Here is a 14,879-nt window from a genome sequence, read left to right as displayed (position 1 = left end):
GTTTGCAAAGCTTGCAAGCTTAACTTATTGAAAATGTTCAATAAATAAGCCTATTTAGATTAAGTCACTGATTTTTATAAGTTAACTGTTATTGGCATTGGTTTTGTATTACTTAAAGTGACATTTAATTAATTACGAAGGATACGTCTTATGAAAAAGTTAACATTAGCAGCCACTATTTTAACATCATTAAGTCTAGCGGCTTGTTCATCTAATCAAGGTCTTGAAAGAATAGACAGTGACTTTGCAAGTTTAGATAATGATAGCGATGGCTACATCTCAAAAGTTGAAGCTGATGACGATAGCATTTGGGGCCATTTTTCAAATATTGATACCAATATGGATAACGAAATTAGCCGCAAGGAATTCAACACTTATATGAAGTTAAACAATGGTAAAGTAGCCACTGATTCTGAAGTAAGTGAGTCGGCATTTAAAGCTGAAATTGCTAAATTCGATAAAATTGAAAGCAGCTTTTCAAGCTTAGATAACGACAGTAATAGCTATATTTCGGTAGTTGAAGGTAACGATGATGATATTTCAAATCACTTTGGTTACATTGATAAAAACCAAGATAAGCGCATCAGTAAAAGCGAGTTTATGGGTTATATTAAAAATACGGTAATGCAGTAGCTGAAGATGATGCATTAGAAACCATTAAACGCAGCTAATATTTGTTGTTTTAAAGAGTAAATTAGAAGCCAGTAATAATCACTGGCTTTTTTGTGTTTTAAATTAAGTAAATTGGTAGATATATTTTCCTAGTTTGGTGTTGTTCTGTCATAATAGATGGCTGTGTATTTTTATTTGTTAAGAGTGTGTATGGCGGGTCGGCGAATTAGTGATGAACAACTAGTTGAGATCATTGAAGCAGCTATTTTTGTTGCAGATAAGCCTGTTAGTAAACGCCACCTTAAAGACATCGTATTAATAGATTTAGCTATTTCTATGGCGCGAATAAACGACGCAATAGATACAATACAAGGACATTTTCAAACTCGTGGTATTCGCTTAGTTGAAGTGGGTAGTGGGTATCGGTTTCAGGCATGCAGTAGTTTAAGCCCTTGGTTAAATAACTTGTGGCAAGAACGCGCACCAAAATACTCGCGTGCTTTACTGGAAACATTATCACTTATTGCATACAGGCAGCCCATTACACGCGGCGAAATTGAGCAAGTAAGAGGTGTTACTACGGGTTCGAATATTATTAAAACCTTACTCGAAAGAGAGTGGGTTAAAGTGGTAGGGCATAAAGAGGTTCCGGGAAAGCCGGCTTTATATGCAACTACTAAGCAATTTTTAGATTATTTTTCGTTAACTGGACTTGAAAATTTACCTGCGTTGCCAACAGAGCAGCAAAGTAAAATTAACCAGTTATTGAGCGATCCTTCTGTGAGAGAACCATCCGAATGAGTATTATACAAGGTGAAAAGTTACAAAAAGTCTTAGCCCGTGCAGGCGTAGGCTCACGCCGTGAAATGGAAAAATACATTGACGCAAACCGCGTTAGTGTAAACGGTAAAGTGGCAAAGTTAGGTGACCGTGTTGAAGAAACCGATTTGATTCGTGTTGACGGACACAGTGTAAAAATCGAAGAAAAAGCAGACCGAATCTGTCGTGTGATTATGTATAACAAACCAGAAGGTGAGTTAAGCACTCGTAAAGATCCTGAAGGGCGTCGTACTGTATTTGACCGACTTCCTCGTATTGATGGCGATCGCTGGATTGCGGTTGGTCGATTAGACGTCAATACATCGGGTTTAATGCTTTTTACAAACGATGGTGAACTAGCAAACCGTTTAATGCACCCAAGCTATGAAGTAGAGCGTGAATACTCTGCACGTGTATTTGGTGAAGTAACCAATGAAACGGTTAAAAACTTACTACGTGGTGTTGAGCTTGAAGATGGTCCAGCCAAATTCACGACTGTAACCCCTATGGGTGGCGAAGGCGTTAACCGTTGGTTTAACGTAACGTTAAATGAAGGGCGTAACCGTGAAGTTCGTCGTTTGTGGCAGTCTCAAGATGCGGAAGTATCTCGTCTTATTCGTATTCGTTACGGTAAACTAGAGCTTGATAAGCGCGTGCCACAAGGTGGTTGGATGGAGTATGATTTAGAAACAGTAAACTACTTACGCAAAACCGTTAAATTAGGCCGCGAAACACAAACTAAGCTTTCTGTTATGCCTGAAAAACGCAAAGATAAACGCGCTAAAATCAACCAAATTCGTAAAGCAGTTAAAAAACACAATCAGCGTGTTAAGCCGACTAAACGAAAATAATCAATTAGTTATTTATTGAATACAAAAAAGCCGCTAATTGCGGCTTTTTTAATGTGTTGTTTAAATTATTTAAACTCTAAATTACTTTTTTACTTGAGCATCTAACGATTCGCCATTCACTTCACTGGAATCGTCACTCATCAAGTATAAGTAGGTTGGCATTAAATCCTCTGGTGTAGCAAGCGCGTCTCTATCTTCACCTGGATATGCAGCAGCTCGCATTGAAGTGCGAGTAGCGCCTGGGTTAATACAGTTTACGCGAATGCTCGTTTTACCTACTTCACATGCCCATGTTTGCATCATACCTTCTACTGCAAATTTTGAGATGGCATAAGGCCCCCAAAATTCACGGCCTTTGCGGCCTACACCTGATGACGTAAATACTATCGATGCATTATCAGACTTACGAAGAACAGGAAAAAGTGCTTTAGTGATCATTGCTTGTGCAGTCACGTTTACTTTCATGATGTTTTCGAACGTGGATGAGCAAAAATGTTCAAGCGGACCGAGCGACCCTAAAATACTTGCATTATTAAGCAACCCATCAAGGCGTCCAAACTGATATTCGATTGTTGCAGCAAGGTCGCGGTAGTTTTGTTTGGTAGCGCCTTTTAAATCCATAGGCACAATTGCAGGTTTAGGATAACCAGCATTAACAATTTCATCATAAACACATTCAAGTTTATTAGTTGTTTTACCTAACAAAATAACCGTAGCCCCGTACTTTTGTCATACGTAATAGCTGCAACTCGGCCAATTCCATCACCAGCGCCAGTAATCAAAATAATTTTGTCTTTGAGTGCGTGTTCAGTTGCATTATAGTTGTGCATAAAAGTACCAATTAGTATATTTTTTGAATTTTAACATAGCAAAACGTGAAGTAATCGAATTTAATGTAAAATTAGGTGGCGAAAATAGAAACTTTACGTTAAGTTTAACTGGTCTAATGTCTCATTAATATTCTGATTACATTGTTTTAACTTAATACACTGAATAAACACACTATAAAAATAAAATATGTGCGGAGCCAATAATATGAAAAAAATGCTACTCTCACTCTCAGTTACAGCTGCATTAGCAGGTTGTGGTGGTGGAGAAACGCTTGAAGATGTTAAAAATGATACAGCCCCAGTCATTCCAACAGCAACGGTCAGCTTTGACCCTGCAAATGGAATTATATCTGTTCCTAATGATTTGCTAATGAGCGGTACCCAAGATGGTACGCTAAACATCCCAGGGGAATTAGACGACGACAATATCTCCATTTCTCGTGCAGCATATGCAAACCCTCAACTTGCACTCGGTGCACTTGATGGTTGGTCTTCGCAGGTTCCTTATAAAATCGATTTAACATTTCCACCAAATGTGAGTTTAGATGAAGCGTCTGCGGGAACTCCTGGAACGGTAAGGATTTTTGAAGTAATAATGGGCGCAAGCTTAACTGATGCAGAATGTTCGGTAGTAGCGCCTGGAACTGCCTGTAAGTTAGTAGGTGAACTTACTTTTGGTGTCGATTTTGTTACTCAGGCCTCTGGTAACGCTGTAGCAATCATTCCTTTAAAACCTTTCACTCCTGGCAGCTCATATATTAATGTATTGACGACGGGTCTTAAGGATTCATTAGGGCGTTCTATTGAGCCTTCTTCTACTTACGGACTCGTTAAACAAGAAGCGCCATTAATAACAGCCGCTCAGCTTGGTTTGCAAGGTGCAGTAAATAGTTACGAAAATGTAGTTGTTAGTTCTGGCGATATTACGAAGGACGATATTATTTTTTCTGCTGCGATGACTATTCAATCAGCAGGTCCTGTGCTTAGTACTATTAAATCATTACTCGCAGCAAGCTTACAACAAGACGCGCTTCCGACCCCTATGTTACAAGTGCCAGAACAACCGATGGTAAATGTACAGCAAGTATTTGCTTCTGGGGGGGTAGAGGTGTCTGCTGCATTTTCTGGTGTGCAGTATCAAAAAGGTAGCATTATGCTACCAATGTACCTAGGTACGCCAACAGGCACTGATATTAGTGACCTGAACGATACATATTGGCAAGGTATGTGTGACAATGCTGTTGTTTTACTTGGTTATAAAGCCATTGCGGGAGATGCTTTCCCGACTAATCCTATTAGTGAAAATGATGGGCTTTGCGCAGCGTTAAGTGGTGGACAGTTACGTGACTTAGGTTTAGACAGTACTCGACATTTAACTAAATATAATACCATCCCTAAAGTGCAAAGCATGGCGAATGTGCCAGTACAAGTAACTAAACCTATTTTACCTATTATTAATGGTGTTCGTGCGCAATTACAATTATCAGCTATCGAAATGCCTGAAAATGGTTGGCCCGTTGTTATTATGCAGCATGGTATTACAACTAACAAAGAAAGCATGCTTGCCCTAACTGCGCAGCTTTCTATTCAAGGCTTTGCAACGGTTGCTATTGACCATCCAAGACATGGTGAGCGTGGAATAGATGTTGATGGTGATGGAACAGACGACTTCAATGCAACAACGGGTTCTGTGCTTAGTTACATGAACTTAAGTTCATTACTTGTTGCGCGTGACAGCTTACGTCAATCGGCTGCTGATTTATTAGGCCTTCGTTTAGGTTTAAATTTTATTAATGACACAACTATTAATAGTAAAGACGTTACTTATATTGGGCATTCGTTAGGTTCTATTGTTGCTCCTGCATTTATTGCTCAAGCTAATACGCCAATGGCAGAAACTATTGACCCATTTTTTAACGTTAACACTGTTGCTCTTGCAAGTGGTGGTGGCGGTATAGCGAGCTTCTTACTTGAATCAGCTGCGTTTGGTCCGTTTATTCAAGGTTCAGTACTTTCACAAGCGGGTACAACAGAAGCCGCTGAATTTACTGCATACTTACAAGGTGCTGCAATTTCTAACTGTGGCTCATTAATACCAGATATGGAAGCTTACTTGACATGTGGTTACAACGAATATATTGCATCACTTACCACTGCGGGCGAAACGACTAAACTTACTAACATTCAAGGTGTATTTACACAGTTTGCTTTTGCGGCGCAAACAGCACTAGATAGTGGCGATCCAACTAACTACGCTGCCTCTGTTAAAGCATTAGGTACTCCTGTTTATACTAATGTTGTTGTGGGTGATGGTGTTGATAACAAACCAGATCAAGTTATTCCTCCAACTACTACAAATAACCCAATTGCAGGTACGATTCCATTGTCTAACTTGATGGGTCTTGAAACAGTAAGTACTTCTCAAGCATTAAGTGCAACACCGGCAAGCTACTTAGTTAAATTTACTAAAGGGCATCATGGTTCTATATTAACGCCAGCTCAAGACGCTGCACAGGCTGCAACTGTTGAAGGCAGTGCTGCAGCTAATACAGAAATGCAGTTGCAAGTAGCTACTTATTTAGCTGCACGCGGACGGATGTTATTAGTTTCCAACCCAGAGGTTGTGACTAATTAATAACCAGTAAAACAATTAACCTTTAAAAGCCACTGAAAAGTGGCTTTTTTTTGCTTTAAAGCATGCTAAATTAGCTGAAATTTATAAATGGAGAAACCAGTTGGAATTTTTATACGAATACGGTTTGTTTTTTGCTAAAACAGTTACTTTTGTTATTGCTATAGCAGTTATTTTAATGCTGATAGTTGGCGCTGCTGTTAAGCCAAAGGCCAAAAAAGGTGAAATACAAATTGACGATATATCAGAGCAATTAGTCGATCTTAAAGAAAGTTTTTTACAAAATACGCTGGGTAAAAAAGAGCTCAAAGCGCATCAAAAACAACTTAAATCAAAAAGTAAGAAAGCAGATAAAGATGAGCCTAAACCTCGTTTATATGTAATTGACTTTGTGGGGAGTATGGATGCTCACGAAGTAGAAAGCTTACGAGAAGAAATAACGGCCATTATCTCTATTGCCGATCCAAGTAAAGATAAAGTACTTATTCGTTTAGAAAGTGGTGGTGGGGTTGTGCATGGCTACGGACTTGCTGCATCTCAGTTGCAGCGTATTAAAAATGCAGGCATACCATTGAGTGTTTCAATAGATAAAGTAGCAGCAAGTGGAGGTTACATGATGGCATGTGTTGCCGATGAAATACTGGCTGCGCCTTTTGCAATAGTTGGATCTATTGGTGTGATAGCTCAGATACCTAACTTTAATAAAATATTAAAGAAAAATGATGTTGAATTTGAGCAAATAACAGCAGGTGAATTTAAACGCACACTTACTTTATTTGGTGAAAACACAGATAAGGCCCGTGAAAAATTTCGTGAAGAAATTGAACAAACACATGATTTATTTAAAACGTTTGTAAGCACTCAACGCCCAAGCTTAGATATAAACTTAGTTGCGACAGGCGAGCATTGGTTTGCAACGCAAGCGATTGATAAAGGCTTGGTAGACGTAATAAAAACAAGTGATGATGCATTGCTAGAGCAGCAACATGAGCGCCAAATTTATAAGATTAAATACAAAGTTAAAAAAGGGTTGAGCGACAAGCTAGCTCTTGGCTTGAGTAGTGGTGTAAATAAAGTGGGAATAAACTTACTCTCTAAGTTTAAGTCCCTAAATCCTTAGATTAGAATCTTTTTCAGGGTTCAGTTTAATTATTTTTACTCGAAAAAAAACCTTGATGTATTGCATCAAGGTTTTTTTATAGTTGTATTAATGTAGCTTATGAGTCAATAGATTTATGATAATCTTCTAAGTCTTTAGCTGCATTAGGGTCGTTAAAGATGCTCTCATCTAGCTCACCCTCAGACTTGGCAACAACACAGGTAACCATACAATCACCGGTTACATTAACTGCTGTACGTGTCATATCAAGTAATCTATCTACACCGATAATAATTGCAATCCCTTCTACAGGTAAGCCAACTTGGTTAAGTACCATTGCCAACATTATTAAGCCAACACCAGGTACCCCTGCGGTACCTACAGAGGCAAGTGTTGCCGTTAATATAACCATTAGGTAATCAGATATTGTTAAATCGACACTAAATACTTGTGCAATGAATACGGTAGCCACACCTTGCATAATAGCGGTGCCATCCATGTTAATGGTAGCACCTAAAGGGATTGTGAACGAAGCCACTGAGTTACTTGCACCTAGTTTTTTAGTTGCTGTTTCGAGTGTAATAGGCATAGTTGCACTTGAACTAGATGTACTGAACGCAAATAGGCATGTGTGTTTCATTTTAGCTAAGAAAATACCTGGGTTTAAACCGGTTAGTAATTTTAATAGTAATGTGTAATTTACAAGCGCATGTAATATTAAAGCTAAAACAACAACACCAAAGTATTTAGCAAGGCTTACAATTAAATTAAGCTCTATCGTTGTAAACAACTTAGCCATTAAAAAGAATACGCCATAAGGCGCAATATTCATTAACAAAGTAACCAACTTTAAGATCACAGTGTTTAAGTCTTCAAAAACGGCAGTAACGCGTTTACCGGCTTTACCACTTAAAGCCATGGCAATACCGAATAGCAAGGCGAATACTATAACTTGTAACATGTTACCTTTAGCCATTGCCTCAAATGGATTGGTTGGAAACATGTCAATAATAACGTTAGCTAGTGTAGGTGCTTCTTTTGCATCAAAATTTGATTGCGAAGGTAAACCAATTCCTTCTCCTGGATTAAATAATAAGGCTAATGTTATAGCAACGGTTATTGCAATAGCTGTGGTTAATAAATATAACCCAATAGATTTTCCACCCAAACGCCCTAATTTTTTTGGATCGCTGAGGCTACACGTACCGCAAACAAGTGAAACAAAAACAAGAGGAACAACCAACATTTTTAAGCTGGCAATAAATATTTGACCACCAACATGGAAAATACCATCAACAAAAAAGGCTTTAATTGGCAAAGAGAATAACCCAAGTGGTATTAGATAATCGTCTTCACCAGCTAATATAGCCTGAAATATAAAACCTACTGTAACCCCAAGCGCCATACCAATCATGATGCGAGTGGTTAAACTCATTGAACGGATTTTAGACATATACCTTAATCTGCTTTTATAATTTTTCCATAGACTACCAGTCTGGAAATATTTATACAGAAAAAGTTAGTATTTATTTAAAATTATTTTATGGAAAAAAGTAACAAAAAACTGAGATTTTAGACTAAGTTATAGGTTAACATTAGGTAAACAATTATTTGTTAATAATAACAACACTAGGGAGAGGTTAATGCCTTTAATGCGATTGCTCAGCATTTCATTGCTAAGTTTTTTACTCACAGCTTGTGGTGGCGGTGGGTCACTTGAAAAAGATGGTTCTATTAGTGATGGTGATTCCACTACAGAGGCTGCTACATATTCGGTTTCACTACAGGGATATTCTCAAACAGACGCAACAGAGTCAAATTCTGTTACTGCTACTTCCTCTTTAGATTTACGTGCAATTCTTACTCAAAATGGTGAAATTGTTGCGGGTAAACGTATTACATTTACATTAGAAGATGAAATTGGTGAACTGTCACCATCAAGTGCATTAACTCAAAATGATGGCATTGCAACGGTTGAGCTTACAGCTGGCGCTGAAGCCGGTGCTGGTGAAGTTACTGCCGCTTATACAGTCGATGGTGAATCCTATACAAGTACTTTTGCTTTTCAATCAAGTGGTGGGCAGGGAGATGATACTGGTGTAAGTGGGTCAACAACTCTAACGGTAAATATAGTCGATGAAAATGGTGCTAAGTATTCGGATACAAACCCGGTTACAACTGACAACTTGGGCACGGTTACAGCGACTTTAAAAAATGATGGTGTTGCACTTAGCGATCAGCTTGTTACTTTTTCTACAAACTTTACAGGTAAAATAACGCCAGACTTAGGAACTGCAATTACAAACTCAGCGGGTGAGGCAAAAGTAACTCTCTCTAGTGGTAATTTTAAAGGCGCAGGTCAAGTTGTTGCAACTTATAATCCTACGAACTCAACAGAAGTGAGTAATACAGCAGTATTTTACTCATCTGGTGACTCTGCACCAGTTGAATTTGCACAATTTTCTGTATCAGTAAAGCTTTTAACCGGCTGTAACGCAGGCTGGGACGATAATCGTTCTAATGTAAAACTTGATCCTACACAAACATCAACGGGTTGTACGGTAGCTAATACAATATCTTCATCAGAACTAGGTGAATTATTTGTTGAAGTTATTGATGAGCAAAGTGGTGAAGGTAGTAAAAACGAATTAGTTAATATCTCAACTGATTTAGGTTCAATATTACCTTCATCAGGAACAGCTCTTACGGATAACTTTGGTATTGCTTTATTAAAATTACAACCAGGTAATACTGGTGGCGCAGGTACTGTGACTGTAACATCAGTAGGTGAAAGTAATTCAACTAATTTTGCTGTAGGTATTGCTGATTTAACCCTAGAGGTTGATAACGGGCTGAATAAAGATACTTCAGGAAATGTTGTTCCTTTAAAAGCAGGCGGTAGTACCGTTATTGAAGTAACACTTTTAGATGAAGATGGTAATTTATATTTAAGCGCAACTGATGTTGAATTTAGTTCGACATGTTCTGCGGCTGGTACATCTATAATAGATAAAAACGTAAAATCATCAAATGGTATTGCAACCGCAACTTATCGTGCGGATGGGTGTTCAATTGAAGATAATATTACTATAACTGTTGAAACAGGCGGTCAAAACTTTACTGCCGCTACAACCATACCAGTTGAAAGTTCAGCGGTACAATCAATACAGTTTATAGATGTGAGTGAAACATTTATAGCATTACCTCCAGGTGAAGGTGGTTTACCGACACAATCAAAAGTGCGGTTTAGATTAGTTGATGCGGATGGAAACCCAATTAATGGAGAGCGCGTTGACTTTCGATTAACGGATTCAATTGGTCAAGCTAACTTAACAAGTACAACTTCAAATACTGGCGATGATGAAGTTGAGGGAATTACTGATGCGGGCTATGTAAGCACTACGATTGAATCGGGCATTGTACCAGGCTCATTGGTAGTAAGAGCGTGTTACATTCCAAAGGAGTATGTAGATGCACTTGGTGATGATGATGAAATAACCTGTTGGGCTGAAGACTATGATGAATGCCAAGATAACCCTAATTATGAGAGTTGCCCTGTAGGTGAGCTAACACTTGTTCCGTTAAATGAACAAATAATATCAGTATCGGGACAACTAACACTTTCTTCGGGTGTTGCCGATCAAAATAGCTTTGATTTAAGCCCTGATGTATTTAATCCAAACGCACTTTATTACAATGGTATTATTACAAATCTTACTGTATTTTTTGGTGATCAATTTAATAATTTTAATGGTGATGGTGTTGAAGCAACTGTATTAGCTGAAGCCGGAGTAGTAGGTAACACATCCAGCAATGAATCGACATGTAAAACGAATGATGCAACATGCCAATTAATTTGGCGTTCGCAAGGTGATAGACCATTTGAAGATGCTAAATGGGGAAACCGTATTGGTGAAATCGACGGTAACTCAGCAACGTCTGAAGGTATTAATCCAAAAACTGGCGAAATTAACTGTGATCCTTACTTTGGCGCAGCTGCACCGTGTATTAATGGCATTACACGTGCTAAAAATGACGAAAACGGTGTAGTAATGGGTGGTCGTGTAAGTGTAATTGCAGTTACTAAAGGCCAAGAGAATTTTGTAGATGAGCAATCAACCGATGCTGTAAAGCGTACTAATGGCTTGTTTGATATTGGCGAGTATTACGCAAGTTACGATTTACCAGAGGCCTTTATTGACCACAATGAAAATGCAAGCTTTGATAAAGCCGACTGCAGTGATGCACGTGGGGATGATTATAAAGCTGATGAGGATGCGTGTTCAGAGTTAAATTCTCGAGGTGGTCATAATGAAACGTGGCGAGACTTAGATAATAATGGTATTTACGACTTTGCTGATGGTAAATATAATGGTTTATTATGTGGTAAAGATGCACAGGAAGCAGGTAAGTGTTCTCGTGATTTAATCGAGGTACGCAAACAAATAGAGCTTGTTATGTCGGGGGACGTTCCATACGTACGCTTCTCTGTTGTTAAAACGGATGCATTACCAGCGCCATTTGAAGTATTTGTGCCTGCCGATTGTTCAAGCTCAGTGTCTGGCAACAGAACATTTGTAGAGTTAGAAGAGTCCGATGTATCTGAACGTTGTGATGTTGCCGCTATCGACTTATCAGCTAATAATGTTGAAATAAGTAACCCTGATTTTGATCCTAATGACCCTGACGAAACAGACCCTGAAACACTTACTGTAGACATTGGTTTAACATCAATGGCTGTGCGTATTCATTACACCGATGAATTTGGTAATCCATTACCAGCAAACACAGTGGTATCTTTAACAACGAATAATGGCGATCTTTCAATCATTCATCATAGTGAAACAATACCAAATACCAATACAGATAAACCGATTTATTCGGATGTATTAATATCACGAGAGATAGATGGTAATGATAAAACTATTGGTGTTTTATCAATTACATTCGAATTTGAGAATCAATTAGGGGCGATTAAAACGGTGTCGACAGGCATCACAATTTTCGATGACGTTTAAGTTATCATAAAAAATGCCAACCTTTAGGTTGGCATTTTTGTTTCTGTTCTATATATTCCACATCAATTAATCTAAAAACACCTGTTTGTTTAATTTAACAACAAAAATTGTTCGTTTATTCAGTAAATGCTGAAAAGTTTGTATTAAAAGCTTGTAACAACTAGTGTTTGTAGATATACCTATAAATATTCGCGCCGCTTATGTCGGCAAAACACATTTTTAATATTTGGTTAGAAATAGGCAACTATGGGCAAATCGCTAGTAATTGTAGAGTCTCCTGCTAAGGCTAAAACAATTAATAAATATTTAGGTAATGACTTCATCGTAAAGTCCAGTATTGGGCATGTACGAGATTTACCTACTTCAGGTTCGAGCAAAGCTAAAGTGCCGGCAACTAAAACGCCAGCAGAAGTTCGTAAAATGGAACCTGAGGAGAAAGCAGCGTATAAAAAGCAACGAGATTATACAAACTTAGTCGCGCGTATGGGTATTGACCCAAACCAAGGTTGGGATCCACATTACGAAATACTGCCTGGTAAAGAAAAAGTTGTTCAAGAATTACAAAAGCTGGCTGAAAATGCAGACCAAATATATCTCGCAACGGATTTGGATAGAGAAGGGGAAGCAATTGCTTGGCACCTTCAAGAGATCATTGGTGGTGATCCTGCTAAATATAAGCGCGTAGTTTTTAACGAAATTACTAAAAATGCAATTCAACAAGCGTTTGAAACACCTGGCGAGCTTAATACTGATATGGTTTATGCTCAGCAAACACGTCGTTTTTTAGACCGTGTTGTTGGCTTTATGGTGTCACCTTTATTGTGGGCTAAAGTGGCCCGTGGACTTTCTGCAGGACGAGTTCAGTCTGTTGCGGTACGTTTACTAGTAGAGCGTGAGCGTGAAATTAAGGCGTTTATCCCTGAAGAATTTTGGGATATCCACGCTGACGTTAAAAATACTGAGTCTGAGTTACGTCTAGAAGTAGCCAAACAAGCAGGAAAGCCTTTTAAGCCTGTAAATGAAGCTCAAGCTAGCGCAGCGGTTAAAAGCCTTGAGAATGCAGAATACAAAGTAATTAGCGTTGAAGAAAAACCAAGTAAAAGTCGCCCAAGTGCTCCATTAATTACTTCAACCATGCAGCAAGCGGCAAGTACACGTTTAGGTTATGGCGTTAAAAAGACCATGATGCTTGCTCAGCGTTTGTATGAAGGCGGCTATATTACGTATATGCGTACCGATTCAACTAATCTTTCAAAAGATGCGGTTGAAATGTGTCGTGAGTATGTAACAAACGAATTTGGTGCTAAATATCTACCTAAAGATCCAATTAGCTACAGCTCTAAAGGCAATGCACAAGAAGCGCATGAGGCAATACGCCCTTCAAGTGTTACCGTGTTATCTGGTCATGTTGAAGGTGTAGACGCCGATGCTAAAAAGCTATATGAGCTAATTTGGCGTCAGTTTGTAGCGTGCCAAATGGTACCTGCTGAATACGATTTAACAACACTAACTGTTGCAGCTAACGACTTCCAGCTTAAAGCGAAAGGCCGTGTGCTGCGCTTTGATGGTTGGACAAAGGTACAACCTGCAATACGTAAGAAAAACGAAGAAGATCAATCACTACCGGCTGTTAAAGAAGGTGAAGTCCTTACTTTAATCGAACTTGATCCTAAGCAACATTTTACTAAACCGCCAGCGCGCTTTAGTGAAGCAAGTTTAGTAAAAGAGCTTGAAAAACGCGGTATTGGTCGTCCATCTACTTATGCGTCAATTATATCAACGATTCAAGATCGTGGTTATGTACGTGTAGAAAACCGCCGTTTCTTTGCTGAAAAAATGGGTGAAATAGTTACCGATCGCTTGGTTGAAAATTTCACTGATTTAATGAACTTTGATTTTACAGCTAAAATGGAAGGCCGTTTAGATGATATCGCTGAAGGCGAGCGTGTATGGACTCAAGTTCTAGATAAGTTTTATGCTGATTTTTCAACGCAATTAACTGTTGCTAAAGACGAGCCAGAGAACGGTGGCATGCGTCTTAACGAGATGGTTGAAACCGATATTGAATGTCCTACGTGTAGCCGAAAAATGGGTATACGAACGGCATCAACTGGTGTTTTCCTAGGGTGTACTGGTTATAGCCTTCCGCCAAAAGAGCGTTGTACTACAACAATGAACTTGGTGTCGGGTGATGAAGCAGTTGCAGCTGATGTAGAAGATGTAGAAACTGAAAAGTTAATGCAGATGAAGCGTTGTCCCATTTGTGAAACTGCAATGGACTCATACCTAATTGACGAAGCGCGTAAATTACATGTGTGTGGTAATAATCCTGCATGTAAAGGGCATATTGTTGAAGAAGGTACCTTTAAAATTAAAGGCTATGACGGACCAATTATCGAATGTGATAAATGTGGTTCTGACATGGAGCTTAAATCGGGTCGTTTTGGTAAGTACTTTGGCTGTAACAATGACGAGTGTAAGAACACACGTAAACTACTTAAAAGTGGCGAAGCTGCTCCGCCAAAAGAAGATCCTGTTCATATTACCGAATTAGAGTGTGAGAAGTCAGATGCGTATTTTGTTTTACGTGATGGCGCTGCGGGTATATTCTTAGCTGCAAATACTTTTCCTAAGTCACGTGAAACACGTGCACCTAAGGTTGAAGAATTAAAACGCTTTAGAGACCGTATCTCGCCTAAGTTTTATTATTTAGCAGATGCACCAGCTAAAGATCCTGATGGAAATCTTGCTGTTGTTCGCTATAGCCGTAAAAATAAAGCTCAGTATGTTATGACTGAAGTTGACGGTAAAGCTACTGGCTGGACTGCTCATTATGAAGCCGGTAAATGGACAGAAGAAGCGAAGAAAAAGGCAGCACCTAAAAAGAAAGCTGCTGCAAAAAAGGCACCAGCTAAAGCAAAACCTAAAGCTAAAGCTAAAAAAGAAGATGAATAAGCACGTTATCGCTTATTCATAACTTTTTATAGGTTTTAAAAAACCATAAAAAACGAACGCACA

7 protein-coding genes and 2 pseudogenes are annotated in these 14,879 nt (G+C 38.7%); 7 read left to right on the top strand and 2 right to left on the bottom strand.

Annotated elements, in window-relative coordinates; translation table 11 throughout:
• Window positions 1–150 precede the first annotated feature (150 nt).
• The 3 genes and pseudogenes from P20652_RS14885 to rluB all read left to right on the top strand — a co-directional run bounded on the left by P20652_RS14885 (window position 151) and on the right by rluB (window position 2,282).
• Window positions 151–671: pseudogene (locus tag P20652_RS14885) on the top strand (EF-hand domain-containing protein).
• A 151-nt stretch (window positions 672–822) separates the two neighbouring features.
• Window positions 823–1,413 (top strand): SMC-Scp complex subunit ScpB, encoded by a 591-nt coding sequence (gene scpB / locus P20652_RS14890; RefSeq protein ID WP_008166231.1) that lies wholly within the window; start codon window positions 823–825, stop codon window positions 1,411–1,413.
• Window positions 1,410–2,282, top strand: coding sequence for a 23S rRNA pseudouridine(2605) synthase RluB (rluB, locus tag P20652_RS14895; RefSeq protein WP_007582584.1), 873 nt, complete (start codon window positions 1,410–1,412; stop codon window positions 2,280–2,282). Before scpB ends, rluB begins: the two co-directional genes overlap by 4 nt.
• 81 nt (window positions 2,283–2,363) lie before the next feature.
• On the opposite strand, the pseudogene P20652_RS14900 reads toward rluB, so the two are convergent.
• Window positions 2,364–3,112 (bottom strand): annotated as a pseudogene (locus P20652_RS14900) (YciK family oxidoreductase).
• A gap of 205 nt (window positions 3,113–3,317) precedes the next feature.
• Between P20652_RS14900 and P20652_RS14905 the strand changes: the two are divergent.
• A complete protein-coding gene (locus P20652_RS14905; RefSeq protein WP_008166228.1) occupies window positions 3,318–5,747 on the top strand; it encodes a VolA/Pla-1 family phospholipase in 2,430 nt (809 codons plus the stop codon).
• Window positions 5,748–5,847: 100 nt separating this feature from the next.
• A complete protein-coding gene (gene sohB / locus P20652_RS14910) occupies window positions 5,848–6,864 on the top strand; it encodes a protease SohB (protein WP_008166227.1) in 1,017 nt (338 codons plus the stop codon).
• A 97-nt stretch (window positions 6,865–6,961) separates the two neighbouring features.
• On the opposite strand, the gene P20652_RS14915 is transcribed toward sohB, so the two are convergent.
• Window positions 6,962–8,296, bottom strand: coding sequence for a dicarboxylate/amino acid:cation symporter (locus P20652_RS14915; RefSeq protein ID WP_008166226.1), 1,335 nt, complete (start codon window positions 8,294–8,296; stop codon window positions 6,962–6,964).
• A 190-nt stretch (window positions 8,297–8,486) separates the two neighbouring features.
• Between P20652_RS14915 and P20652_RS14920 the strand changes: the two genes are divergently transcribed.
• Window positions 8,487–11,861, top strand: a complete 3,375-nt coding sequence (locus P20652_RS14920; RefSeq protein WP_008166225.1) for a hypothetical protein — start codon at window positions 8,487–8,489, stop codon at window positions 11,859–11,861.
• A gap of 246 nt (window positions 11,862–12,107) precedes the next feature.
• A complete protein-coding gene (gene topA / locus P20652_RS14925) occupies window positions 12,108–14,816 on the top strand; it encodes a type I DNA topoisomerase (RefSeq protein WP_008166223.1) in 2,709 nt (902 codons plus the stop codon).
• Window positions 14,817–14,879: the final 63 nt, after the last annotated feature.

The organism is Pseudoalteromonas sp. BSi20652, from assembly GCF_000239855.1.
In the GTDB taxonomy this organism is placed as follows: domain Bacteria; phylum Pseudomonadota; class Gammaproteobacteria; order Enterobacterales; family Alteromonadaceae; genus Pseudoalteromonas.
This window is presented reverse-complemented; position numbering and strand designations above follow the sequence as displayed.

Excerpts from the sequence above, each read along its gene's own strand:
- scpB (WP_008166231.1), top strand. The coding sequence starts at position 823 with ATGGCGGGTCGGCGAATTAGTGATGAACAACTAGTTGAGATCATTGAA.
- rluB (WP_007582584.1), top strand. The coding sequence starts at position 1,410 with ATGAGTATTATACAAGGTGAAAAGTTACAAAAAGTCTTAGCCCGTGCA.
- P20652_RS14905 (WP_008166228.1), top strand. The coding sequence starts at position 3,318 with ATGAAAAAAATGCTACTCTCACTCTCAGTTACAGCTGCATTAGCAGGT.
- P20652_RS14915 (WP_008166226.1), bottom strand. The coding sequence starts at position 8,296 with ATGTCTAAAATCCGTTCAATGAGTTTAACCACTCGCATCATGATTGGT.
- P20652_RS14920 (WP_008166225.1), top strand. The coding sequence starts at position 8,487 with ATGCCTTTAATGCGATTGCTCAGCATTTCATTGCTAAGTTTTTTACTC.
- topA (WP_008166223.1), top strand. The coding sequence starts at position 12,108 with ATGGGCAAATCGCTAGTAATTGTAGAGTCTCCTGCTAAGGCTAAAACA.